Origin of the sequence: Vibrio sp. FF145, assembly GCF_041439075.1 — a bacterium.
GTDB lineage: Bacteria > Pseudomonadota > Gammaproteobacteria > Enterobacterales > Vibrionaceae > Vibrio > Vibrio tasmaniensis_A.
Map to the genome: position 1 here is coordinate 81,109 of NZ_JBGONH010000005.1, position 25,010 is coordinate 106,118.

The following is a 25,010-nucleotide window of genomic DNA, read 5'->3' on the forward strand; positions in this document are numbered from 1 at the left end:
CTCTATTTGGCTTTTTTACTACATGGAAAAGATAATTACAGCGCTTGGTATGTACTCGGCGCTGCTCAAAAAGAGACGAATACATGTATAGACAAATCCTTGTTCCCGTTGATCTGAACGACAAAGGCTTTTCTGATAAAGCGGTCGAGCTAGCGGTATGGCACGCGAAACACAGTAATGCTGAGATCCACATTCTGAACGTATTACCGGGCATCCACATGTCGATGGTAGCGTCTTACTTCCCGAAAGATGCAGCAAACCAAATGAAGCTTGATGCTAAAAATCAGCTGAAAGAATTTGCTGATAAGCATATCGACGATGATGTGATCTATAAAGTTCACGTTGCCGAAGGCAAGACCTACACAACGATTCTTGATTGCGCAGAGAAACTAGGGGCAGATCTTATCGTGATGCCTAGTCATAAGCGTTCAAAAATCGACAAGGTTGTACTTGGTTCTGTTGCAAGCAAAGTGGTTCAGAACTCACCAATCAATGTATTGGTAGTTAAGCCGCAAGGCTAAATCACTTAATCGACACAACGATCTAAATCTAAAAAGGTTGGCCTAAAAACCAACCTTTTTTTATTTTGTGCTTGCACCATTCAATTCTTCAATCAACTCACTAAGTTCTGCGGATTACCTGCAACAAACCCATCAATATTATCGATTAAGATCTCAGACAGTTTTTGAATTGAACTGTCGCTGCCCCACGCCACATGTGGTGTTAGCAGTAAATTAGGTAAGTGGCTGTTAGCCAATAGTGGATTCGAATTATCTGCAGGTTCTTGTGTAAACACATCCATGCCCGCACCTGCAATCTCATTACTTTTCAAAGCTTCAACTAAGGCCTGCTCATCGACAAGTCCACCACGGCCAGCATTAATTAATACCGCACTTGATTTCATCATGGTTAGCTCTCGCTCTGAAATCAGATTTCGAGTCGCTTCAGTTAATGGACAATGTAAGCTGATCGCATCCGCTTGCTGTAACACCGTATCAAAAGGTAGGTACCCTTCTCGACAATAATCTGCCCCTTTGCGCTCAGTAAAGATGACATTCATACCAATCGCTTTTGCTAATATCGCGGTCGCTTGCCCTAAGCTACCACTCCCTATTAAGCCCAATGTACTGCCTGCAACATCTTGAATCGGATGAGTAAAGAAACAGAATTGTTTGTCCTTTTGCCACTCGCCTGTCTCGATATCTTGATGATAACCAACGAGGTTTCGCTTTAGCGTAAATAGCATCGCGATAACATGTTCAGGTACCGATTGAGTCGCGTAGCCTTGGACGTTTGTCACCGCTATGTTGTTACTCTTGCAGTAGCCAACATCGACATTGTTCACACCCGTTGCTGAAACAGCTATTAGCTTAAGTTGTTGTGCTTGAGCCAAATTCGATTCGTTAAGCACGACCTTGTTGGTAATAACCACATCAGCGCCTTCTATTCGTTCAGACACTTGTTCTGGCGAAGTGAAGTCATACTCAACCCATTGATGTTCAAAGCTAAGGGGTTTTAAATGTATTTGAGATGGGATGGTAGCTCTGTCGAGAAAGACCACTTTCAACTTCGGCATTGTACGTCCTTGCATTGGTATTGATGGCACCATTCTAAGCTTTTGGCTTACTGTAGTCTGGAAGCTCTGGCGCAATTTCAAAGTGCTGCTCGATTTGTGGCGATGCTTGAGGGTAAAAATCACAAGGCACGAAGGCTTTGAACAGTTGGTTGTTCGCTGGATGATAGAAGCTCAGTTCACACGCATGTAAAGCTAGCCGATCGCTATACTCAAAAGCTTCAGGCGTTGCGTAAAACTCGTCGCCCACAATTGGATTCCCTATTTCCATACAATGCACACGCAACTGATGAGAGCGGCCGGTGATAGGCAGTAGCTTCAATAAGGTCGTTTGAGCCTCTTGTTGCTCAACCACATAGCGAGTCTGAGATGGTTTACCCTCGTCGAAACACACTTTCTGTCTAGGACGATTCGGCCAGTCGCAAATAAGAGGAAGATCAATCAAACCTTCCTTGTCTTCCATTGAACCCCACACTCGTGCGTAATAAAGTTTGTGTGTCAGTCGATATTGAAATTGCTTCTTCAAATTCCGCTCAGCCTGCTTATGCTTAGCCAATAGCATCAAGCCTGATGTCGACACATCCAACCGATGCACAACCTGAATCTCCGGAAAATCCACAACCAACCGACTCCACATACTGTCGTAGTGTTCTGGCAGTCTCCCCGGCACCGAAAGTAGGCCTGCAGGCTTGTTCACCACAAGAATATCATCATCTTGATAGATAATATCAGTCCACGGTTCACGTGGTGGTGTGTACTGTTCTAACGCCACTAGAGCCTCTTAACTACTAAGGAAGTTTTGATTTTTTACTTTATTTCGCGATTGTTCACTAGATAGGAATATAATCGAGCGCTAAGCTTTAACCCAGCTACAGTTTAACCAAACTACAGATACAAATAAGGCCTTCGTGATGAAGGCCTTATTTCGTTAAAGCATTTCGCTAATTCAAAACTAGTTGTGAGAAACCACAATCAAACGTAGCGAATCAAGCTGAACCTGAGCCTTGCTGATGTAACCTGTCAGTTCGTTGATTTGAGCTTCGATAACCTCTAGCTCTTCATCACGAATGTTAGGGTTAACCGCTTTAAGCGCTTGTAGACGCTCTAACTCACCGTTCAAGTTAGTTTGCATATCTTTCTGAGCTTGTTGACGAACTTCTTCAACCTTCGGCAGTACATGCGTCTCACCTGCTTCGATTAGTTTGTGAATCTCACCTTGTACCGAGTTCACTAGCTTGCTCGCTAAATGACGGTTTACCGGGCTTAGTTGACGGTTAAAGCTATCGAATTCAACCTGAGCAGATAAATCGTTACCACGACCATCCATCATCAAGCGAATCGGCGTCTTAGGCAGGAACTGGCTGATACCGCTGCGCTTTGGCGCTTGTGCATCAACAAGGTAAACCAACTCAAGTAGAATCGTACCGACTGGCAGCGCTTTGTTCTTCAGTAGAGATACCGCAGACGCACCCACACCTTCACTCAATAGCAGATCAATACCGCCCTGAATCATTGGGTGTTCCCAGCTAATAAAATTCATGTCTTCACGAGAAAGCGCGGTTTCACGGTCAAACGTAATCGTTGCACCTTCATAAGGTAAGCCTGGGTAGCTTGGCACCATCATGTGTTCAGAAGGTGTCACAACGAGCGCATTTTCACCCTTGTCATCTTGGTTCAGACCAATGGTGTCAAACAGGCTCAGTGCAAAAGAAACTAGGTTAGTATCACCATCAGTAGACGCGATCTTTTCAGCAATCTCATGGGCTTTATCGCCACCATTTGAATGCATCTCTAGTAGGCGATCTCGGCCTTTTTCTAGATCCGATTTCAGGCTTTGATTGAGCTTCGCTGATTCTTCAATGACTTCATCAAGCTGCTCAGTGTTACCAGAAGCCAGCATTTCGATCAGTACATCAGAATACTTATCGTAAACCGTGCGACCAGTAGGACAAGTCTCTGCGAATGCATTCAAACCTTCATCGAACCAACGCGCTAGAATCGCTTGCGATGTGCCTTTTAGGTAAGGGACATGAATGTCGATATCTCGAAGTTGACCGATACGGTCCAAACGACCAATACGTTGTTCAAGCAAATCCGGGTTAAACGGAAGATCGAACATCACTAACTGGTTAGCAAACTGGAAGTTACGACCTTCAGAACCGATTTCGCTACAGATAAGAACCTGAGCGCCGCCCTCTTCTTGAGCAAAGTAAGCCGCAGCTTTATCACGCTCTAGAATCGACATGCCTTCGTGGAATACCGTTGCACGCACACCTTCACGCTCACGCAGTGCTTGTTCTAATTGCAAAGCAGTACTTGCACGAGAAGCGATCACTAGGATCTTTTCGCTGCGCTTGTCTTGGATTTTTTCAATCAACCAGTTCACACGTGAATCGAACTGCCACCAGCTTGAATCTTCACCTTCAAATTCTTGGAAGATCTCTTCTGGATACAACATCTTCATCGCTCGAGCTTCTGGCGCCATCTTGCCACCGATCATGCCCGATACACGCATCGAGGTTGTGTACTGCGTTGGAATATCCATCGGCAGTAGATTTACATTACGCTTAGGGAAGCCTTTGATTGCAGCACGTGTGTTTCTGAAAAGAACACGGCCAGTACCATGGCGATCCATAAGGTTATCAATAAGTTCTTGGCGAGCTAAGGCTTGCTCTTCTTCGCTGCTATCACCTTCGATAACACGGAACAGTGGCTCAACATCTTGCTCAGACAGAAGTTCTGTAATTTGGTTCTTCGCGCTGTTTTCAAGCTTCACGCCAGAGAACAATGCCGTTACAGCATCAGCAACTGGCGCGTATTGGTCTTCTTCTTCAACGAATGCTTCGTAATCGTAGAAGCGATCAGGATCAAGCAGACGAAGACGCGCAAAGTGACTCTCACGACCAAGCTGTTCAGGGGTCGCTGTCAGTAGTAATACGCCAGATGTGTTTTCAGCTAATCCTTCAACCACTTGGTATTCGCGGCTCGGTTTGTCTTGGCTCCACTCAAGGTGGTGCGCTTCATCGACAACCAACAAATCCCATTCACCTTCAAGTGCTTGCTCGTAGCGCTTACGGCTCTTGCGTAGGAAATCCAAAGAACACAGGACGTATTGCTGTGTATCGAATGGATTATCTGATTCTGCAAAAGATTCAATACAACGCTCTTCATCAAAGATAGAGAAGTGCAGGTTGAAACGGCGCATCATCTCAACTAGCCATTGGTGTTGTAGTGTTTCAGGAACCACAATCAGAATACGCTCAGCACGGCCAGACAACACCTGTTGGTGGATAATCATACCCGCTTCTATGGTTTTACCTAGGCCAACTTCATCGGCGAGTAAAACACGCGGAGCGTGACGACGACCCACTTCATGAGCAATGTAAAGCTGATGAGGGATAAGACCTGCACGCATACCACACAAGCCGCGCATTGGGCTCTTATGTTGTTGGTATTGGTTGCTTAAAGCACGGTAGCGCAACACAAAGTTATCCATACGGTCGATTTGACCTGCGTACAGCTTATCTTGTGGCTTGTTAAAGCGGATCTGGTTACTTAAAAAGATTTCACGCAGAGTCACCTCTGTCTCTTGAGTATCTTCACGAGTACCCAAATAAGTCAGTAGCCCTTTATCTTCGATAACTTCTTCAACAGATAAAGACCAACCTTCTTGGCATTCGATGACATCGCCTACATTGAACGCCACTCGGGTTACGGGAGCATCTGTGCGTGCATAGACGCGGTTTTCTTCTGACGCAGCAAACATTACTGTCACTGTGCGAGCATCCATTGCTACAACGGTACCTAAACCTAAATCGCTCTCCGTATCGCTTATCCAGCGTTGCCCCAAAGCAAATGTCATGAATCGACTACCTCAATCTTATAGTTGGAATTTGGTCTTTCTAACTGCAATTTCAAACAAGAACGTTATTGCTCTTGAACTAAAAATATAGCCAAAAATGCCTAGTTTGCAGCCACTTTTTAAGTGCGCTCTTAATAATAAATATCTTGAGAAAATGGTGCAGAAAAAGGTCGCTAATCTTACTCGATGCTGTGATTTAGGTCACGCCTAAAGGAGACGATTTCATACTTTTTTTCTGTTTTCATAAGTGCAATCAAACTGTCAAAAAATCATGGTTATTCTATGGAGAGCAGAATGCAGCTCTCAAATGAAGTTTAGGTGAGTTGTTGACTATCACTAGAATCAGATACTAACCTTTATATGAGCTTAATCTACGTTCAATGAATGCAAGGCAAGCCGCACGTCGGCAAGGAGATGCTATGGGCGAGACCAACCGGAAGCTATTTGTTTTAGACACCAATATCCTACTTCACGAACCCTTCGCTATATTTTCTTTCCAAGAGCACGATGTCGTTATCCCAATGACAGTGCTAGAAGAACTCGACAGAATCAAAGACAGTAAAAGAGATGTTGCTCGAGATGCGAGAATTGCGATTCGAACGCTCGAAGACTTATTCAGGGAAGCCACACCAGACCAAATATCGGAAGGCATCCCTTTTTCTAAAGACATAAACGCATCTGGCAGTATTTCAATACTCGCTGACTACGAACTTCAAGAAAGCATCAAAGCCTTCGCCGATGACAAAGCTGGCGATAACCGAATCCTCAACGCAGTCCTCTATCTTCAAAATAAACGCGCGCCACGCGAAGTGGTTCTTATCACCAAAGACATCAACATGCGTTTACGAGCCAAAGGCGCCGGTGTCCGTTTTGTTGAAGACTATCAAACCGACCAATTGATTGATGATATCCAATACCTCACCAAAGGCTTCCAACAACTGGAAGGCTCATTTTGGGATGGTATCGATAATGTCGAGAGCAGAAGTTTAGGCGGAAAGACGCTGCACACCTTAGCAAGAGCGCCGTTCGAGCCAACCTTTCTCAACCAGTATGTGATTGACGAAGAAAGTGACTTTGCCGCTCGAGTCGAAGAGATTGAAACTGAAAGTATTACACTAAGAGACCTCAGTCGCGAAAGACTAATGAATCGCAGAGCATGGGACATCACACCCAAAAACGTTTATCAAGGCATGGCGATCGATGCCCTGCTCGACCCTGATATTGATCTGGTGATTCTTACAGGCGCAGCGGGGAGTGGTAAGACGCTGTTAGCCATGGCAGCTGCACTTGAACAAACTATTGAACGTAAACAGTTCGATAAGATCATCGTAACCCGAAACACACCTGATATAGGTGAGTCGATAGGGTTTCTTCCGGGTACAGAGGAAGAGAAGATGTTGCCTTGGTTAGCTGCAGTGACTGATACACTGGAAGCGCTGCACAAGAACGATCACTGCACAGAAGGCTCGATGAAGTACATCTGTGATAAAGCCAACATCCAGTTCAAATCGATTAACTTTATGCGTGGCCGTTCAATTCAGAATGCATTTGTGCTTTTGGATGAGTGTCAGAACCTTACCGCTTCACAAATCAAAACCATCATCACCCGTTGTGGTGAAGGGACCAAGATCGTCTGCTCAGGAAACCTAGCGCAGATAGATTCTTCCTACCTAACTCCTGTAACCTCGGGGCTCACCTACATGGTTGAGCGTTTTAAAAACTTCGAAGGCAGTGCCAACATCCACCTCAATGGTGTGGTGCGTAGCCGACTGGCTGAGTTCGCGGAAGAGAACATGTAGACTCTGCGCGCTCACTGAACCAGTAACCTATAAACAAAAAGCGCCTCACAATAGAGGCGCTTTTCAATTTATCTTTACAGTGAATTTTCAGAGGCTAATCAGCTTTACTCAGTACCACCGACGGTTAGCGAGTCTAGCTTCAATGTTGGCTGACCAACACCCACTGGCACACTTTGACCAGCCTTACCACATACACCAACACCACGGTCAATGCTTAGGTCATTACCGACCATAGACACCTGCTGCATTGCTTCGATACCAGAACCGATCAGCGTCGCGCCCTTCACTGGGTGAGTGATCTTGCCGTTTTCAATCATGTACGCTTCAGAAGCTGAGAACACAAACTTACCTGATGTGATATCAACCTGACCGCCACCGAAGTTCGGTGCGTAGATGCCTTTCTCAACCGTTGCAATGATCTCTTCCGGTGTGTGTTCGCCCGGCAGCATGTATGTATTCGTCATACGTGGCATTGGAAGATGCGCGTAAGACTCACGACGACCGTTACCTGTAGGTGCTACACCCATTAGACGAGCGTTTAGCTTATCTTGCATGTAACCTTTTAAGATGCCGTTTTCGATTAGCGTATTGTACTGACCATTAACACCCTCATCATCAACGTTCAATGAACCGCGTAGATCCGTTAATGTACCGTCATCAACAATCGTACATAGGCTTGATGTAACTTGCTCGCCGATCTTGCCAGAAAATACTGAAGACTCTTTACGGTTGAAATCACCTTCTAAACCGTGGCCTACCGCTTCATGCAGTAGAACACCTGGCCAACCAGAACCAAGAACCACAGGCATTGCACCAGCAGGCGCAGCAACCGCTTCAAGGTTAACTAATGCTTGGCGAATGGCCTCATCAGCGAACTGGTAAGCAACTTGAAAACCGTTAGCATCACTTAAGAAAAAATCGTAACCAAAACGACCACCGCCACCGGCACTGCCACGTTCACGACGATCGCCTTTCTGTGCAAGTACGCTAATTGATAAACGAACCAACGGGCGAATATCACCAGCGAAAGTACCATCAGTTGCCGCAACAAGCATCTGTTCATGTACACCACTTAGGCTCACCGATACTTCAGTTACCATCGGTTCTTTAGTACGAATGTAAGCATCAAGCGCTTTAAGTAATTCTGTCTTTTGCTGTTTTTCCCAGCTTGCTAGCGGGTTAACTGCATCATAGTAAGCTTGGTTAGAGTTACGCTTGAAAGCTTGTACCTTACCGTTTTGCCCTTGCTTAGCGATACCGCGAGCCGCGATTGCACTCTGTTTAAGGCCATCCAATTGGATTTGGTCAGAGTAAGCAAAACCGGTTTTTTCACCAGATACCGCTCGTACACCAAGACCACAATCGATATTGAAAGAGCCGTCTTTAATAATGCTGTCTTCTAGCACTAAAGATTCATGCCAGCTTGACTGAAAGTAGATATCAGCATAATCAATTTGGCGGGTAGCAATGCTCGCCAATGTATCTGCGATATTTTGCTCCGTCAGCCCTGTTGGGTTTAGTAGCGCTTCTTCAATTTGATTGATGCTCATAAATGGCTCTTATTTGTAATTAAAATTGATTGGTAAATCGAGAATGCTGCGCGATTGGCATATTTTGCCTGATTGATTCGCAACTGGATGTGTCTATCTCAACCACCATACTTTTAGGATCTTGGTCTAGTTGTGCAACCACTCGTCCCCATGGATCAACCACCATTGAGTGTCCCCATGTTTCTCTTTGGCAAGGGTGATTTCCGCCTTGCCCTACCGCGATAATCCACGATTGCGTTTCGATCGCGCGGCATCTTAATAATGCTTCCCAGTGAGCTTGCCCTGTTACTGCGGTAAAAGCTGCCGGTACCACTATGATTTGTGCACCTTGCTTGCGTAACTCTGAATACAAGTGCGGAAAGCGCACATCATAACAAATACTCAAACCTAAGCGACCAAAAGGCGTTTCCGTTGTTACCACTCGGTCACCGGGCGTGAAAATATCCGATTCTCGATAGCACTTATGTGCATCAGCAACATCCACATCAAACATGTGTAGCTTATCGTAATGGGCCACTAAGCAACCAAAATCATCAACCACCAAAGTTGTGGTAGTCACGCCTTTAGCTGTGCTTATCGGCATACTGCCAATAACAATCCAAATTCGGTAAAGCTTTGCTAGCTCAGAGACTTTCTTTTGCAGTGGACCATCATTTAGAGGCTCAGCATACTGGTGATAGTCGGCTTTACTGCCAAAGACTAACGCGTTTTCAGGGCACACAACCCACTTAGCCCCCAACTCTTTGCACTTTGCTACTTCTTGAGCAAGATAATCAAAGTTCAAGTCAGGGCGAGGGCCTGATGTCATTTGAATCAACCCAACACAATCCATGTCTATCGCTCCTACATTCATTATGATTCAGAAATCAGCATTTCACCGTATATTAACTGATTAGGATACTAAGGTCTTTTCGGCTAATTTAAGATTTATTGGGCTAATTTAAGGCTTATTCGGCTAATTTTCTGAGTTTTTCTGGTAGCTGGAATTCTCCAGAACTGCGAGAAAGCTCGCTCACTGTTGGTGAATCCAACGGCCCTTTCACCGAATAATTAACTTGGGTAAAGACTTCAACAACCGGAGAAATAACCGTAGTCACCGCTAACACGTATAGCGCTGTTTGAGGCGTTACCGCAAAAGCCGTTAATACTGGAATCCCGGAGGTAATATCTGGGGTGAAGTTCACTTCAGCATCGACCTCGCGTGTATTGAGGTTGGCGATCCCTTTTATTTTCATCTCACCGGCGACCGCATCCATATTCAGATCATTAGTTAGAAAGATACCATTTTGAATCTCGCCAGTTCCTGTGATGCTGTTGAATGCCATGCCATTATCAAATACGTCCGAGAAGTCGAGCTGCATCTTACGGATAATCGAATCTAGGCTAAACAGCCCCAGTAATCGAGCTGCGCCACTCACATCCGAGATAATACCTTTACCAAATTGGGTTTTAACGTTGCCATCAAGGGTATCCATTTTGATCCCCCAAGGCGAACCATCCCAAGTCAATTGACCTTCTAACTCAAAGGGCGCTTTTTGAATCCCGGAAGTAATACCGAAACGCTCCATTAACTCACTGTTGTTTTCACCTTCAACATCAAGAGTTAACGATGAATGACTCTTATCGCCTTGCAGTTCCCACCAGCCACTGATATCCGCTTTATTTCCGCCGCTTCTCACCTGAATCTTATTCCACTCAATGCGGTCTTCCTTTCTCGTCATTTCAACATCAACCTTGCCAACTTTATAGCCTTGAAGCCAGAAGTCGTTCAGGGTCAACGTCAAATTCGGCATCGCATCATGGAGCTTTCTATCCAACTCAGAGATCAACGGTGCTTCTTGCGCCTTACGCTGTAGCAGTTGATCTTGGTTTTTCTTGTCACTCCACCCAGGAACAAACAGATGCAGGCGATCCAATGAAACCGTCAAATCATAAGGTGGCAGGTAGTTAATATCCCCTTCTAGCTCTTGGCTAGACACTTCCATTTGCCATGCTTGCTTATTTTTTCGAGCGCTAAAATCAACATCATTCCAAGAAATACCACCTAAGATCAGCTCTTTGCTCTCGAAGGTGATGCGACGTGGCGCTGGAATGGTTGGCGTGTTCATCTGGCTAAGGACAGCATCCGATGGTTGCACTGGCTCCATGACTACTGACAGCCAGTCATCGGCATTGAACTTATCGGTACGAATCAAGGCATGGTGCCCTACCACGGGGCTAATTTTATAGCCACCACGACCAAGGACTAAATTGGTCGCCGTTAATTCAGGAACATCGCCGGAAATATCAATCTCAGCTTGGTATTTAGTGCTCGGCAATTGCAGACGCGCGGTAATCGATTCTTGATTGCCCGAGGCTTGTAGCCTTGCCGAGCCACTTTCTAATGACTTTTTAGCTAATGGGTATGGGTAATCACTCGCTAAGTATTTGAGGTCTGACTGTAAGTCGAGTTGGTAAGTAAAACCAATATCATTAAGTTGAATATCGATCTGGCTTTGCCATTGTGCATGACCCGACAAACGGCTTAACCACTGCTCTCCGACATACGGCTTTAGAGGATTGACGTCCCAATCACCTAACACATCAAGATCCACTGCATAGCCAGGTCCATCATTAAGACCTTTAAAGTCAACCGAGATACCTTGATTAAGCAAATCAGCTGCAAGACCACTTGCTGTCACGACATCATTATCAAATTCAATACGACCAGTGGTGTTCTCTAGCACCATTGGTGGAGCTTCAATCTCAACATGATTACCACTCAGATCTGCATATCCCCACGCTCTAGGTTCTTGTTCAGAATCAAACGGAATATTAAGCTGGAACTCAGAAGAGACATCACCACTCACTTTAAGCGCAGTTAACGCAGCGCCCACAGAATCTACGAGTGGCGAAGCAGTCATGTAATTTCGAACTGCATTACCAGACGCCGTTGCTTTAGCTTCAATTTCGATATGACCGCCTTCCCCTAAATAAGGAATACGACCAGTGATTCGATCTGCCGCCACATCCATCAATTGAGCGGAGCGAGAGTCTAAATACATCGCATCATTTTCAAATAACAGATCAAGTTGAAGGTCGGTTATCAATGGCCACGCGGTATCGAAGCTGAACTTAGCGTCTTCTAAGCCAACCCAAACTTGGAAAATGCCATCATGATTGGTGTACGGATATTGGGCTAATTCACCATGCCAGAGTAATTTAACGGTGTCGGCCTTACCCGCTTGAATCGCCGTTGAAAGGTAATCGGTTAAGTCTTGGCCAAGTGCCAATGTCGGTAAATAGCGCCATGTTTCACCGACGTTGTAAGCGTCCGCTTCACCATAAAAAGAAAGGTAAGGGCTAGCGTTATTTGGAAAGTCCAAGCGAAATGCGCCTAGTACTTGTAAATCTGGCGTGGCTGCAGTGATTTTGTCCGACCACAGTTTCCAGCCGTTTTCATCTTGCTGCCAAACAATATCAACCTGACCTTGTTTGATATTCAGAGGCGCTTGGAAAACATCACCATAAGGAAACACATCATCAATAACATATAAGCTGGCTTTCGCTTCCGAAGCCGAGCCAAACACATGCCCTGATACTTGGCTAAAGCCAGGGACTAACTCCCATTGTTCGATCGCCAAATCGGAAAAGTTCGCAGAGTAACGCAAGCTTTCAATTCCAGAGTCCATCGCAACGCGAATGTCTGAAACGATACCGCCCGGTGCCAATGCATTGATCATTTGGGTAGATTGCGAAGAATCTGGCATCAACTTGATCAACGGAGTAATGGTTTCAACATCAAGTTCAGAAACATTAAGTTCCCACGGGCCTTTATTCCACTTGAAAGCGACATCAACTTCAGGCCAAGGCCTGTCATCCGTTCTTAGATTTAGTGAGTGACCATTAACCTGCCATCCACCATCAATGGGGGATAATTTAAAAACACCCGACTCAAGCATCAAGTCATGCTGACCATCTTCATTCCAAGTCAGTTCTGAAGGTAATACCTCAACATAAGCGCTAACTGGCTTGCTATTTCGTAGCGTTAGCCAGCTATTCAAGCTCACCGTGCCCGTCTCAATGCCGGATTCTGCCTGCATATAACGAGTTAACCAAGGCATTACTGAGATACTATCCGCGCTGACATAAAACTCGCCCGTCATATCAGTTAAAGAACCACCATCAACAAAGTTAGCACTTACTGACAAAGAGTTGAGGTTAGCGTCTTTAATACTTACTACACCCTCCGCAAGGTGATGTTTACCTGAGTTTTGCCATTTTAAAGTTTCGATATCAAGCTGACGTTCTTCACCAGAGATAGTTCGATATAGAAGAGAGGAATCTTTAGCGGTCACATCCACCAAAGTTTTTAAAAGTAAATTGTCCAGCTCCTGCATCACTCGCTTGGAAGAGCCGGGGTCTTTAGGTACATCTTTACCGTTTTGCCCGGCAAATAGATCAATTGAGCGGATGTCGAGGTACATTTGATTCATGACCAAATCGGCCACGACAGGACGCATCTGCACGACCGATTGAATCAAGTCAAACTCAACTTCAACACGCTCAACAGAGAAAGCTACATCTTCTGCGTTGGGAAGGCTAGCCTTAACACCTTGCAGAGCAATAGAGGGATGAGTGTTACGCCAAAAACCACCCACATCTTGAATAGAAAACTCAAAACCGGAATGTTGGTTTACCCAAAGCTCAATTTCAGATTGATACTTATTTAAATTGGGTAAGGCTACACGCAGTGTAGTGACAGCAATGGCTAGTGTTACTAAGAGAGTAACCACTAACCATAAACATGTACGAAGAATCAGAGTAACGCTTGAACTCACAAAATATCCATTACATCATAACAACATCAAACTGCTCTTGTATGTACAGAGGCTCAGCCTGGATTTTAACTTGCTTACCAATAAACACTTCAAGCTCAGCAAGCGCGTGAGATTCCTCGCCTTCTAACGCCTCGGCAACGGCAGCCGCCGCATAAACAACAAACTTATCGGCGTCATACGCGCGATTCACTCGTGTGATCTCTCGAAGAATTTCATAACAAACGGTTTCAACTGTCTTCACGCTACCGCGACCTTCACAAGCAGGGCAGCTAGAACACAGAATATGCTCAATACTTTCACGAGTACGTTTACGAGTCATCTCAACCAAACCAAGCTGTGTGAAGCCATTAATGTTGGTTTTCACACGGTCTTTGTCTAATGCAGCTTCTAAAGAAGTAAGTACTCGCTTACGGTGTTCTTCAGACAGCATATCAATAAAATCGATAATGATGATGCCGCCTAAGTTACGAAGGCGAAGTTGACGAGCAATAGCTTGTGTCGCTTCGACGTTAGTATTGAAAATCGTCTCTTCTAGATTACGACGACCAACAAAGGCACCAGTATTGATGTCGACGGTTGTCATCGCTTCTGTTTGGTCGATAATCAGATACCCACCAGACTTCAATTCGACTTTGCGATCCAATGAACGTTGAATTTCGTTCTCGGTATCGTACATATCAAAGATAGGCTTATCACCTTCATACAACTCAAGCTTGTCTGTTAGCTCAGGCACGTATTCAGAAGTAAACTCTTTTAGATTTTCATATTCTAGACGAGAATCGACCTGAATCTTGCTCAGCTCAGTACCGACAAAATCACGTAAGATACGTTGGCTTAAGCACAACTCACCATACAAGCGAGTACGAGCTTTGTGCTTACCACGACGTTCTAACACCTTTAGCCATAATCGCTTCAAGAATGCGGCATCTTGCGCCAACTCATTTGAATCTGCGCCTTCTGCTGCCGTGCGGATGATAAAGCCACCGTGCTCGTCACAGTAACGAGACACGACTTTTTTTAGGCGGTTGCGTTCTGACTCACTATCAATTCTCTGAGAAACACCAACGTGGCTTGCGCCCGGCATGAATACCAGATAACGAGATGGCAAAGTAATGTCTGTGGTTAGACGGGCACCTTTGGTACCAAGAGGATCTTTGACCACTTGAACGACAATATCTTGCCCTTGGCGAACAAGCTCTGAAATATCACGAACCTGAAATTGCTTCTTTTCATTCTCAGCAACACATTCAGTGTGGGGGACAATATCAGAGGCGTGCAAAAAAGCTGCTTTATCAAGGCCAATATCCACAAATGCCGCCTGCATTCCAGGCAAAACACGGCTTACACGTCCTTTGTAGATATTTCCTACGATCCCGCGTCGAGCATCTCGTTCGACATGGATCTCTTGAAGAGCTCCCCCTTCAATCATGGCCACACGAGTCTCACTCGGGGTCACGTTCAGCAACAATTCAGCACTCATGGTGCACCTCAGATTAGTAATTATAAGAATTCTTGCAGTAGCTGGTCCGTTTCAAATAAAGGTAAGCCGACAACGGCGTAATAACTACCTTCGATTCGGGTAACAAAGCGTCCGCCCAAACCTTGGATCCCATAGCTACCAGCTTTATCGCATGGCTCCCCTGTTTGCCAGTATTGTTCTATTTCTTTTTCACTGAGGGGTTTAAACCATACGTCGGTAATAATGATTTCTGTCTTTTGTTTTTCTTCCGATACAACAGAAACTGCCGTCATCACTTGGTGACGATCATTCGCTAACTGAGTAAGCATACGCTTAGAGTCAGCAAGGTCTATTGGCTTCTCGAGCACTTGCCCTTGGCTTACGACGACCGTGTCAGAGCCCAGAACCACTGTTTCAGAATCAAGAGAACTAGCAACTACAGTATCAGAACCAGAAGCAACATGCTGTTTTTCAGAAGGGTTATCTTTCAATAAAGACAACGCAGCTAAGGCTTTATCTAAAGATAGTCGCTTAACGTACTCTTCGGCGGTTTCTTGAGCGTGTTTACACTCTTCGACATCAGTTACAAGGACATAAAACTCATAACCGAGTTGAGATAACAATTCTTTGCGGCGTGGAGAGCCGGATGCCAAAACTAAATGTTTCTTTTCCATCGTCACTCTACCTTACATGCCAATGGCGACGTACACGTCTCATTAATAAAAACATCCAAGGCCAAAGTATACAGTTTATCAATGCGCTCCATAGCGATAACGGATTGAAAACGACATCTTGGATCAAATATTCACCAAAGAATATTAGCACCTCAAACAACACTGTTAAGGCTGCAATGATTATCGCTTGCTGCCATAGCGCCATATTTCGAATCACGAGGAAGTTCATTGCAATAATGTACATTACTATTGCCATCATCATGCCTCTAATACCGAGAGTCGAACCGATCAAAAGGTCCCACAATAAGCCCAGTACTAGAGCACTACCAACGTTAACTCTGTAAGGTAACGCTAAAACCCAATAGCAGGTAACCAGTAATAACCAAGATGGCCTGAATAGGTCTAAACTACCCGGCCAAGGGATCGTTTGTAGAATAAGTGCTATCAAAAATGAGCAGCCAATTACTACTTTGCTTCTTAAAACGCTATTGGCCATTTTCACCTTCTAACAATGCTTGTTCGATACTAGATTGCTCTGCTTGCATCTGTTTATTTTCATCAGGCCACACAAGCAACAAGTATCTGAGCTTATCAAACTCAACTACAGGTTCTGCTTTGATAACGGCGAACTCGCGCTTCGGGTCATAATCAACGGCAGTCACATAAGCGACTGGGTAACCCTCTGGATATACACCACCGAGTCCAGATGTCACCAACAGATCTTCTTCTTGAATATCAGTACTGGTTGGAATGTGCTCTAACTGGATCTCATCAATCATGCCATTACCAGAAGCAATCACACGTATATCGTTACGAATAACCTGAACAGGAATTGCGTTATTTGCATCAGTCAGTAGCAAAACACGACTATTATGAGCAGCAACAAAAGTGACTTGACCAACAATGCCTTTTTCATTGATCACAGGCTGACCTTCGTACACTCCATCAATCTGACCTTTGTCGATCACGACTTGATGTCGGTATGGTGAAGTATCCACCGCCATAACCTCTGTGACGACCTTCTTCTCATCACGAATAAACGGTGAACCTAACAGCTTGCGAAGGCGCTTGTTTTCTTCTTGATATTGCTCAAGCAGAATCAGCTCGCTCTTCAGTCGTAAGACTTCTCGTTTAATATTATGGTTGGATTCAATGAGCCCTTTACGAGTACTAAAACGGTCGTATACGCCATCAAACATGGTGCGAGGCAAATTAGCGGCATACTGAATTGGCGCAACCATGCTGTTTAATAGATAGCGGACATTTGAGAATGCATCTAAACGACTATCAGCCAGCATAAGGCTGGCTGATAATGTTACAGCAAAAAACAGGCGCAATTGTAGAGAGGGACCTCTACCAAAAATTGGCTTCATTCTATATTTGGTCCTAGAGCGACATTTGATCCTATAGACAAGGTGTTAGGCTCTTTACATAAAACTAGATAAGAAAAGAGCCTAACACTAGATACTATTCTTCGCTGAAAAGATCACCGCCGTGCATGTCGATCATCTCTAGAGCTTTACCACCGCCTAGAGCAACACACGTTAATGGCTCTTCCGCCACAACAACAGGGATACCCGTTTCTTCAGTTAGCAGGCGATCAAGGTCTTTAAGCAGTGCACCACCACCTGTCAGTACCATACCGTTTTCTGAGATATCAGAAGCAAGCTCTGGTGGACACTGTTCAAGTGCAACCATGACTGCAGATACGATGCCAGATAAAGGTTCTTGAAGCGCTTCAAGGATTTCATTTGAGTTCAGGCTAAAGCTACGAGGAACACCTTCAGCAAGGTTACGACCACGTACTTCAATCTCATCGACTTCATCGCCTGGGTAAGCAGAACCGATTTCGTGTTTGATCTTTTCGGCTGTTGCTTCACCGATCAAGCTGCCGTAGTTACGACGAACGTAGTTGATGATAGCTTCATCAAAACGGTCACCACCGATACGTACAGAAGACGAGTAAACCACGCCGTTTAGTGAGATAACGGCAACTTCAGTCGTACCACCACCGATATCAACCACCATTGAACCTGTTGGCTCAGATACACGTAGGCCTGCACCAATCGCAGCAGCCATAGGCTCATCGATTAGGTAAACCTCACGAGCACCAGCACCCAGTGCTGATTCACGGATTGCACGGCGCTCAACTTGCGTTGAACCACAAGGAACACAAACCAATACGCGAGGGCTTGGTTTAAGAACACTGTTATCATGCACTTGCTTAATGAAGTGCTGAAGCATTTTTTCCGTTACGTAAAAGTCAGCAATTACGCCGTCTTTCATTGGACGGATTGCTGAGATATTACCAGGCGTACGGCCAAGCATTTGCTTAGCAGCGTGACCAACCGCAGCGACACTCTTTGCAGAACCCGCACGATCTTGGCGGATAGCTACAACTGAAGGCTCATCAAGAACAATGCCTTGGCCTTTTACATATATAAGGGTATTGGCAGTACCTAAATCAATCGATAGGTCGTTTGAAAACATGCCACGAAGCTTTTTAAACATATTCTTCGCTCATCCTGCAAGAATTAGAAGACAAAAATTGCACTAAATGTACCAATGCCTTGCTGTCACGGCAAGGCATTGAAGTATAAACATGGACTGAAACCCACAATTTCTTACAGATTCCTAACTTAACAGCCAAAAAATCATATTATTGCTGACCTATTAAGCCACTTTCACCTCGGTAGATCACACGATCGTTCCCGCGATGGATGCCAAAGGTGACTACTGTTGAGGGATCTTCTTCACCAGCAACTTCCACCCGGTTAGGATCTTGCCAGCGATAACGGAGCCAAGGAGCGGCATTTACACCGCTATTTAGCTCCAACCAAACCTGTGTTTGTTGCCTAACCTCTGGATCTATTGGCGCTTGAACAACCTGTATAGAGTTAGATATACCATTCACAACACCACCGCCCCCTAAAAGATTTACATCAGCGGCCGTAGCTCCCGTTTCAACCCAGAGATCTCGGTTGTCACCTTCCGTATTTATACCGGCTAAATTCGTCGAGTTATCACCTTCATGAGTGGCAAAACTTGTTCCGGTCCAATGCTCTATGCGGAGCGGTATATTCATACCACCACCAGCAACTCCACCAACGCTATCTATTACAGCGCGACCAAATCGAATAGTAGGCTGAACCGTTAGTAATCGAGGAGTACCATTATAGTGATAGCTAATAGGATCGACGTTGTTCCCCACAGCATCAATTGAAATCGTCGAGATTGCACTTACCGCGGTATTGAATGGTCCATCCTCATAGCCATCAACCGATGATGCTTTAGCCCAACACAACTCGCTAGCACAGTTAGTAGAAGGCGAATTCTCATGTAGCGTAAATGTGCCAATACTCTTATCCGAGGCGGAAGCCCACGACTTACTCGGAGTCCCAGAATGAAAACGACTGACAAAAACAGGGTTAGCCTCATACAAAGCAAAGTTAGCGGTAATTGTTGGATTAAAATATCCATAGTTCTTCACCGCAGTGAGTTGTAGACTCAGTGCTTCCACATCAAATGTAACGCCGTCAAAAGGCTGATTCATGTATGCATATGATTGATTTCCCGGGTAATCCCACACCGCATTGTTCACCACTTGAAAATATTTAGGATAAAAACGACCAGCGGTTGTTTTATAACCTGGCACCGTCATCCCATTCAGGTAGTCCGGTTTGTCTGCCCATAGTTTAATGCTACCTACTTCAGACCAAGCTAAGCTCTTATACGCGTAGCCATTCAACCACATATCAGCAGGGATAGGTTGCGGTGACAATTCATCACCACTGTTTTTATTACCAACGCTTAATACGCCATTATGGCCATTACTCGGGCTTTCAAGAGCATAATTGACATACACAACTTCATCATCAAAGCCAGATACTGAAAGAGCCCTACATAAATCCCCCGAAAATGAACTGTCAATGAGACCGTCATTATTACGATCAGCACTAGGCTCCCAAGCTATCGCACTAACCGCTAAGTAAGCAGTATTACCTGCGGCGATAAATGAAGCTCCTCCTGTTGAGCTACCGGAAGGGAATGGGGCATTTGGTACACCGGAGTTATCTTGGCAACTCACCAAAGCAAATGGCCTAACATACACATCAGTAGAACTCTGTAAGCCTTTCCAATTGGGTATAGATTGATTCGTGGGTTGCCAGTCAGCATCTGCCAAATGAAGTTTTATATGACCAGCCGACCAGTATTGAGAAGTCAGTTTTGCAACACCATTCTGAAAAACAATATTGTTCACTTTAGTTCCATTTAAAGGTGAACTGCCGATCTTAATGCTATACGAATTGAGAAATAGCTCATTATTCCAACCACTATTGCCTTGAGTTATCTGCTCATAGGAAGCATAAAGTGATTTAGTTCCATCATAATCCGATATTTTCTGACATGCCCTTGGGTTAGAAGCCCCTGATGCTACTGCAGTAACTTCGGTCTCAAATGTTCGGAAAGCAACCTGCCCCTTACCTCCATCAACCCTTTGTTTATCTTCAATTTTAAATCCGTAAGGCACAAACTGATACGGTCCACCGGTTGCACTGATGTTACTTTGCCCCCGAATAGAAGCAGAGATTGAAACCGGAGATAGGCCAATACTTGACAGTGACTTGGTGTAAGTAGCTGTCTGCCCTGCTACGAAATCGTGACTCAAGGATGCAGAACAGGTTCCATCTGAATTTAACCAACACGCATCCCTCGAACTATTATTTGGAATTGTCACATCAAGAGTTCCCGTATAATTATTAACAGGTTGCTTGGTTATTTTATCGACCAACTTAAAGTTTATAGGAATACCGGTACAAGCTAACCCAGAGCTAGAGCCTGGAGTAATAACCAACTCTGGCTCAGAAAAACATTGGCTTTCCCCGGTAATCTGAGATGCTCCACTCATATGAAGGTCACGAACGGTAACCGCACCGTACACATGTGATCCATTAGATAACCGAACCTCCCCCTCGCTGTAAATCAATGCTTTGATTTGTGATTGACTGGATAAATCCATTTCACAACCATATGCAGGGCACGTTTGTCCAGATGAACCTTTAGTAGGGTCATACCCAACTATTACAAGGTTATCTGCATTACCTGAATTATTAATCCTTGAATTATTCGATAAATTTAAGTATCGAGTATGAATAATCACCTTCCCTTGAATATTCAAGGAAGAGTGGGTATTGATATTCAAAGAATTAAAATAGTAGTCGCCAGCAGTCAGTGTCACGGTTGACTGACCAATTGATAAGCTCTTTTGAGATAAAGGTGTTAACGTTTTTGTTGTATTCCAGATATCACTACCTGAATTTGTTATCAGGAAATCATCCAGTTTAGATTGGACGATTTGCTTTGTGGGATCGTTAGTACACGATATCCCATCACATTTCACTGCATTCCCAAATTGAGCACTTCCAAACCCGACCTTTCTTTGGCCAGCCTCCAATAACGCATTGGTAATTTTAGATTGGTTCCACATCTCAATACTGCTACCTGACGAGTTTCTCCAACCTTGAACTGCAGAAGGAAAAGCCGAACAGTAGTTTTTCGTAAACTTAGGGAGCTTATTGACTTGAAAAGCAAAGTACCCGATCTTTTCGTCAGTATGAGACCTCCATCCTTTTGAACCACTCAGAGACAGATCTTCATCAACAACAAGTCCTACTTGATAGTCATTATCGTCACTGCCGTTATGCTTCACGCTACAAAGTCTCAACCAACCACCTTGACCTCCTTTACGGGTGACTTTACTTGCGACAATTCCAGGTAGGGACTGATATTCGTTTTCAAGATCATGCATATCATTACAAGATTTAAGGATAGGTTTTGAGGATCCGCTGTCATCATCAAGAGAAATGCGGCCAAACTCATAATTAATTCCGTTTGACGTGCCATCATGTTCATCTGAAATTAAAAACGCTATTTTTTCTGGCTGAGAAGGCGGGTTATTTGTATCCACACGAGTCAGCTCTAAATAGAATTTGGCACTCGTTTGATTTACGTCATCAATGCCGGCAGTTAACCATCGGTTCGTCGAGCTATTAATCTGAGCAAATACAACGGGATCATCATCCCCTATTCGATGTGAGCTAAACCTTGAATAAGGGACTGACTCCCACTTAGGATCGCTTTTTTTTCCATGCGCTTGATACGCTTTGGTATCGAGGTAACCTGCAATTGCCTTATGTCCATCACTGAATGTTATAGTGCCGGGTTCAACCACAAGGTAACTAATCGAAGACATTGGTTTTGAAGCAAGATTGTAATTCCAGTGTTGAGGAGCAACTTCTTGGTGGAATGTCGCTTGCGTTGAACTGATGTTTTTTATAGAAAGTGTTGCAGGCGCATCACTATCAGGATTAACAGGATCAATCGTTGGCATAAGAAATACCAATGGAGTCGTTCTATAGGTTTTATTGAAGGTGATCGTGCAATCGCTAGCTTTACAGTTGGCTGAGTCCAAACGACCGAACTCAAAGCGAGCATCATCAAATTTTGTTACGGGTGGAGGAGGTAATGCTCCACAGCTACCACTACTAATACAATATTTATCGCTATCGTAAAATTGTGTTCCTTTTAAGTTCAATCTCAAATATGGGTAAAATTTATCAACACCTGTTTTTTGAGACAAATTGATCGCAAAAGGAGAACCTTTTACTACTCCATCAACAGAGTAGGTAATTATGCCTTTAATATGCCTAGCATTATAATTTGAAGTTCGTGTAAATTTAACTTGGAAAGTTCTTTGTTTTCTTTCTGATACATAGTCTCTTTCATAAACATTAGAGCTATAACCTTGATAAACAGTATCATCGGTCCAAATTGGGAAATAGTAAGTTCCTTCCAAACGAGCACGATTTTTTCCATCAGAATCAATTTGAAAAGTGAAACAAAAACCATTTCGAGCATCTACCCATGCCCCTTTAGATAAACACTGATTAGCCAATGCATTAGTTTGAAACAACACACTAAAAAGAATAAAAAATACGAGGCTAACTCTACTAAGTAGGCGCATTTATATTACTCCCCTCACCCACACATCTTGACTACGTTGCATTAAATTCACACCCGTTCCGCACATTGCGACCGCTCTTACTGTGTATAACTGAGAACTATCGACAAGTTGACCACCTGTTGGTGAGCACGTTATTTGAACATCTGCACATGTAATTGTCGTTGCGAAGTTCATTGCTGTTCCATTCAAGTTTGTACACTCTGCAGCCACATCAAATGAAACCGTTGTGTTGGCTCTAGGTGGATATATCTGCATTAAGGCTCGCTCTATTGCCGAATGAGCTAAAAGATGGGCTTGAGTACCAATCACATCTTTTGTATGTGCGTCATTATTGGACCACTCTATGCGGCTTAAGGTTGTAGCAAGAAACCCCATCACCACCAAGACAAAGATGACGACAATATACAGGCTTCCGACTTGTCTTTTTTTAAGGAACATTGATCACCTGTATGTCTTGCTGGAAATTGGTCAGTTCATCCCCGACTTGGTTTCTAAATTCAAACTCAAGATGGACGATACCATTACGCTGAACATTTGCGGGTTGATAGTCTAAATCCCCAGTCACTCCCGTATCCGAAATTGGGATTAGCGCGCCATTACCTTCACTTCTCCATACTCGGCCATTCACAATGCAATAGGTGACGCGGCCATTAGGATTGTAAATATAATGTCGATTTGAAACCGAATTACCCACAAGGTTTACAGACTCATTAGCAAGCAAGAAAGTATTATTGGTTGCAGTTACAGTAGCTAAGGGGAAAATATTATTGGTCGGCGCCGCCTCTGTAGGGTTTATCACTAAAGATAATGGGGTTAGCGCAGCTGTCGTCAGTGTATTATCAGCCGTAACAAATTGAATATCATCGCCCGACACCGCATAAATCCCAGAGGTAACGATAGGGAAAAATGAAACACAGCGAGCTCCCGGGACGACAGCATTCTGATTGAACATATTCGGTACAGCATGACGCACTTCACGAGTGATTTTTTCCAAGACAAACTTGGCTTGAGTTTGTAAACGCTGCCTATCTACGGTGTCCGCATAGCCACGCGCACCCAATTCAACAAACCCAGCAATGCCTACAACTAAAATACTACCAACAATCATGGTGATAATCATTTCAATAAGAGTGAAACCTTGCCTTCTCATTAGTAATTCCCTCGATAGGCATCCAGCACGATAGGAGGATAATTTGAGGCCGAGATCGTTAGGCTGATTCTTTTCAGTTGATCGACCATTTGGTACGTCACATCAACATCTAGGCGGTAGTTTCTGTAGGTTGTTGCGCCATTTTCATCCAGTAATAGATTAAGGTCTCGACACCCGTTAGTTGCACCGGGTTCCCAACACCCATCATAGTCATCGACATCATTGTATAGAGCAATGTCAGCCTCTTCTGGGCCAAAGTTAGCCTCAGCAGTGCAATTCACACCAGACGCCCCCTCACCGCATCTAAATTCCCCACCATCAAAATCACTATTCTCGTCGAACCCTCGAGCAAGAATCATCGACATCACGCTTTGCCCTAGCGCGGCTGAACGAGTCTGATAATGAGGATCACCAGATCGACTAACCTGAGGCGCTAAAAAGTTTATGATGGTCATCATCGCGAGCCCCATAACCACAATCACAATCACACTTTCAATTAATGTAAAACCACGTTCTTTTACAGGTGATTTATGAATACTATTCATGAGCACACCCCATTTTCGACATAACCTTGCGCGTTAATTTCCACACGGCAGGTATTCACATTTGAAGTAATCGTAATCACCACACCAGCTGCAACGTTAACGACAACGCCTGCAGGTGTTTCACCTGTTGTAGGGTTACCTAATAAATCAAAGTTAACTAGAGATAGAGGAATAGCGGGAGTGGTATCAGATGCAGCCGTTAAGTTAACTCCGTTGAGCATAACCCAATCACTGCGAGCTTGGTTTTGCACGGTACAGCTCACTTCGGAACCGATACAATTCCCAACGATAGCGAGAATAAAATTGCTCTCTCCAACGACGGCCCCAAGGTCCACATTGGACTGCATACGATTCACTTGAACTTGGCGGACAACAGAAGTTACTTGCTCTTGAGCTGCAAAGGCAGAAAAGCTATCCCTTCCAGAAAGACGGCTAGCAGCGTAGGCAGAGACAATCGCGATCAACAAGATCACAATGATTAACTCGACTAAAGTAAAACCTTGTTGCTGAAACCCGATGTTTCTGTATGTTCTATTGAATTGATTCACCGAAAT

Annotated in this window: 18 protein-coding genes; 2 read left to right on the forward strand and 16 right to left on the reverse strand. The window is 44.4% G+C overall.

All coding sequences use genetic code 11. From position 1 onward, the window contains the following. Window positions 1–83: 83 nt before the first annotated feature. On the forward strand, window positions 84–521 hold the full coding sequence (locus ACED42_RS03555; RefSeq protein WP_371701433.1) for a universal stress protein: 438 nt from the start codon (window positions 84–86) through the stop codon (window positions 519–521). A 92-nt stretch (window positions 522–613) separates the two neighbouring features. On the opposite strand, the gene ACED42_RS03560 is transcribed toward ACED42_RS03555, so the two are convergent. The 3 genes from ACED42_RS03560 to rapA all read right to left on the reverse strand — a co-directional run bounded on the left by ACED42_RS03560 (window position 614) and on the right by rapA (window position 5,435). After that, the gene (locus ACED42_RS03560; protein ID WP_371701435.1) at window positions 614–1,576 is read right to left on the reverse strand and encodes a D-2-hydroxyacid dehydrogenase; all 963 of its coding nucleotides are present in this window, start codon (window positions 1,574–1,576) and stop codon (window positions 614–616) included. 34 nt (window positions 1,577–1,610) lie between these two features. Further along, on the reverse strand, window positions 1,611–2,345 hold the full coding sequence (gene rluA, locus ACED42_RS03565) for a bifunctional tRNA pseudouridine(32) synthase/23S rRNA pseudouridine(746) synthase RluA (RefSeq protein ID WP_371701436.1): 735 nt from the start codon (window positions 2,343–2,345) through the stop codon (window positions 1,611–1,613). Window positions 2,346–2,525: 180 nt separating this feature from the next. Further along, window positions 2,526–5,435, reverse strand: coding sequence for an RNA polymerase-associated protein RapA (rapA, locus tag ACED42_RS03570; RefSeq protein WP_102250497.1), 2,910 nt, complete (start codon window positions 5,433–5,435; stop codon window positions 2,526–2,528). 419 nt (window positions 5,436–5,854) lie between these two features. Between rapA and ACED42_RS03575 the strand changes: the two genes are divergently transcribed. Continuing rightward, window positions 5,855–7,234, forward strand: a complete 1,380-nt coding sequence (locus ACED42_RS03575) for a PhoH family protein (RefSeq protein ID WP_009847842.1) — start codon at window positions 5,855–5,857, stop codon at window positions 7,232–7,234. A 104-nt stretch (window positions 7,235–7,338) separates the two neighbouring features. Here ACED42_RS03575 and tldD read toward each other — a convergent pair whose 3' ends face one another. From tldD to ACED42_RS03640, 13 genes are all read right to left on the reverse strand, one after another. Further along, on the reverse strand, window positions 7,339–8,784 hold the full coding sequence (tldD, locus tag ACED42_RS03580; RefSeq protein WP_371701438.1) for a metalloprotease TldD: 1,446 nt from the start codon (window positions 8,782–8,784) through the stop codon (window positions 7,339–7,341). 19 nt (window positions 8,785–8,803) lie between these two features. Further along, on the reverse strand, window positions 8,804–9,616 hold the full coding sequence (locus tag ACED42_RS03585; protein WP_009847844.1) for a carbon-nitrogen hydrolase family protein: 813 nt from the start codon (window positions 9,614–9,616) through the stop codon (window positions 8,804–8,806). A 115-nt stretch (window positions 9,617–9,731) separates the two neighbouring features. After that, a complete protein-coding gene (locus ACED42_RS03590; RefSeq protein WP_371701440.1) occupies window positions 9,732–13,604 on the reverse strand; it encodes a YhdP family protein in 3,873 nt (1,290 codons plus the stop codon). A gap of 10 nt (window positions 13,605–13,614) precedes the next feature. Beyond that, window positions 13,615–15,084, reverse strand: coding sequence for a ribonuclease G (gene rng / locus ACED42_RS03595; RefSeq protein ID WP_009847846.1), 1,470 nt, complete (start codon window positions 15,082–15,084; stop codon window positions 13,615–13,617). A gap of 20 nt (window positions 15,085–15,104) precedes the next feature. After that, window positions 15,105–15,737 carry a nucleoside triphosphate pyrophosphatase gene (locus ACED42_RS03600; RefSeq protein WP_009847847.1) on the reverse strand — a complete coding sequence of 211 codons (633 nt, stop codon included), beginning with the start codon at window positions 15,735–15,737 and terminating at the stop codon, window positions 15,105–15,107. 7 nt (window positions 15,738–15,744) lie between these two features. Beyond that, window positions 15,745–16,233 carry a rod shape-determining protein MreD gene (gene mreD / locus ACED42_RS03605; RefSeq protein WP_009847848.1) on the reverse strand — a complete coding sequence of 163 codons (489 nt, stop codon included), beginning with the start codon at window positions 16,231–16,233 and terminating at the stop codon, window positions 15,745–15,747. Then, window positions 16,223–17,110: a rod shape-determining protein MreC gene (gene mreC, locus ACED42_RS03610; protein WP_012603147.1), complete on the reverse strand. Its 888-nt coding sequence runs from the start codon at window positions 17,108–17,110 to the stop codon at window positions 16,223–16,225. Before mreC ends, mreD begins: the two co-directional genes overlap by 11 nt. A gap of 94 nt (window positions 17,111–17,204) precedes the next feature. Then, entirely contained in the window at window positions 17,205–18,248 is a 1,044-nt protein-coding gene (locus tag ACED42_RS03615; RefSeq protein WP_009847850.1) for a rod shape-determining protein, read from the reverse strand. A 148-nt stretch (window positions 18,249–18,396) separates the two neighbouring features. After that, on the reverse strand, window positions 18,397–22,761 hold the full coding sequence (locus ACED42_RS03620) for a DUF6701 domain-containing protein (protein ID WP_371701443.1): 4,365 nt from the start codon (window positions 22,759–22,761) through the stop codon (window positions 18,397–18,399). Further along, a complete protein-coding gene (locus tag ACED42_RS03625; protein ID WP_017098893.1) occupies window positions 22,762–23,199 on the reverse strand; it encodes a hypothetical protein in 438 nt (145 codons plus the stop codon). Beyond that, entirely contained in the window at window positions 23,189–23,911 is a 723-nt protein-coding gene (locus ACED42_RS03630) for a PilW family protein (protein WP_009847853.1), read from the reverse strand. Before ACED42_RS03630 ends, ACED42_RS03625 begins: the two co-directional genes overlap by 11 nt. Beyond that, entirely contained in the window at window positions 23,911–24,462 is a 552-nt protein-coding gene (locus tag ACED42_RS03635; protein WP_017098891.1) for a prepilin-type N-terminal cleavage/methylation domain-containing protein, read from the reverse strand. The genes ACED42_RS03630 and ACED42_RS03635 overlap by 1 nt, the downstream gene beginning before the upstream one ends. After that, the gene (locus ACED42_RS03640) at window positions 24,453–25,004 is read right to left on the reverse strand and encodes a prepilin-type N-terminal cleavage/methylation domain-containing protein (protein WP_017098890.1); all 552 of its coding nucleotides are present in this window, start codon (window positions 25,002–25,004) and stop codon (window positions 24,453–24,455) included. Before ACED42_RS03640 ends, ACED42_RS03635 begins: the two co-directional genes overlap by 10 nt. Between the last annotated feature and the right edge of the window lie 6 nt (window positions 25,005–25,010).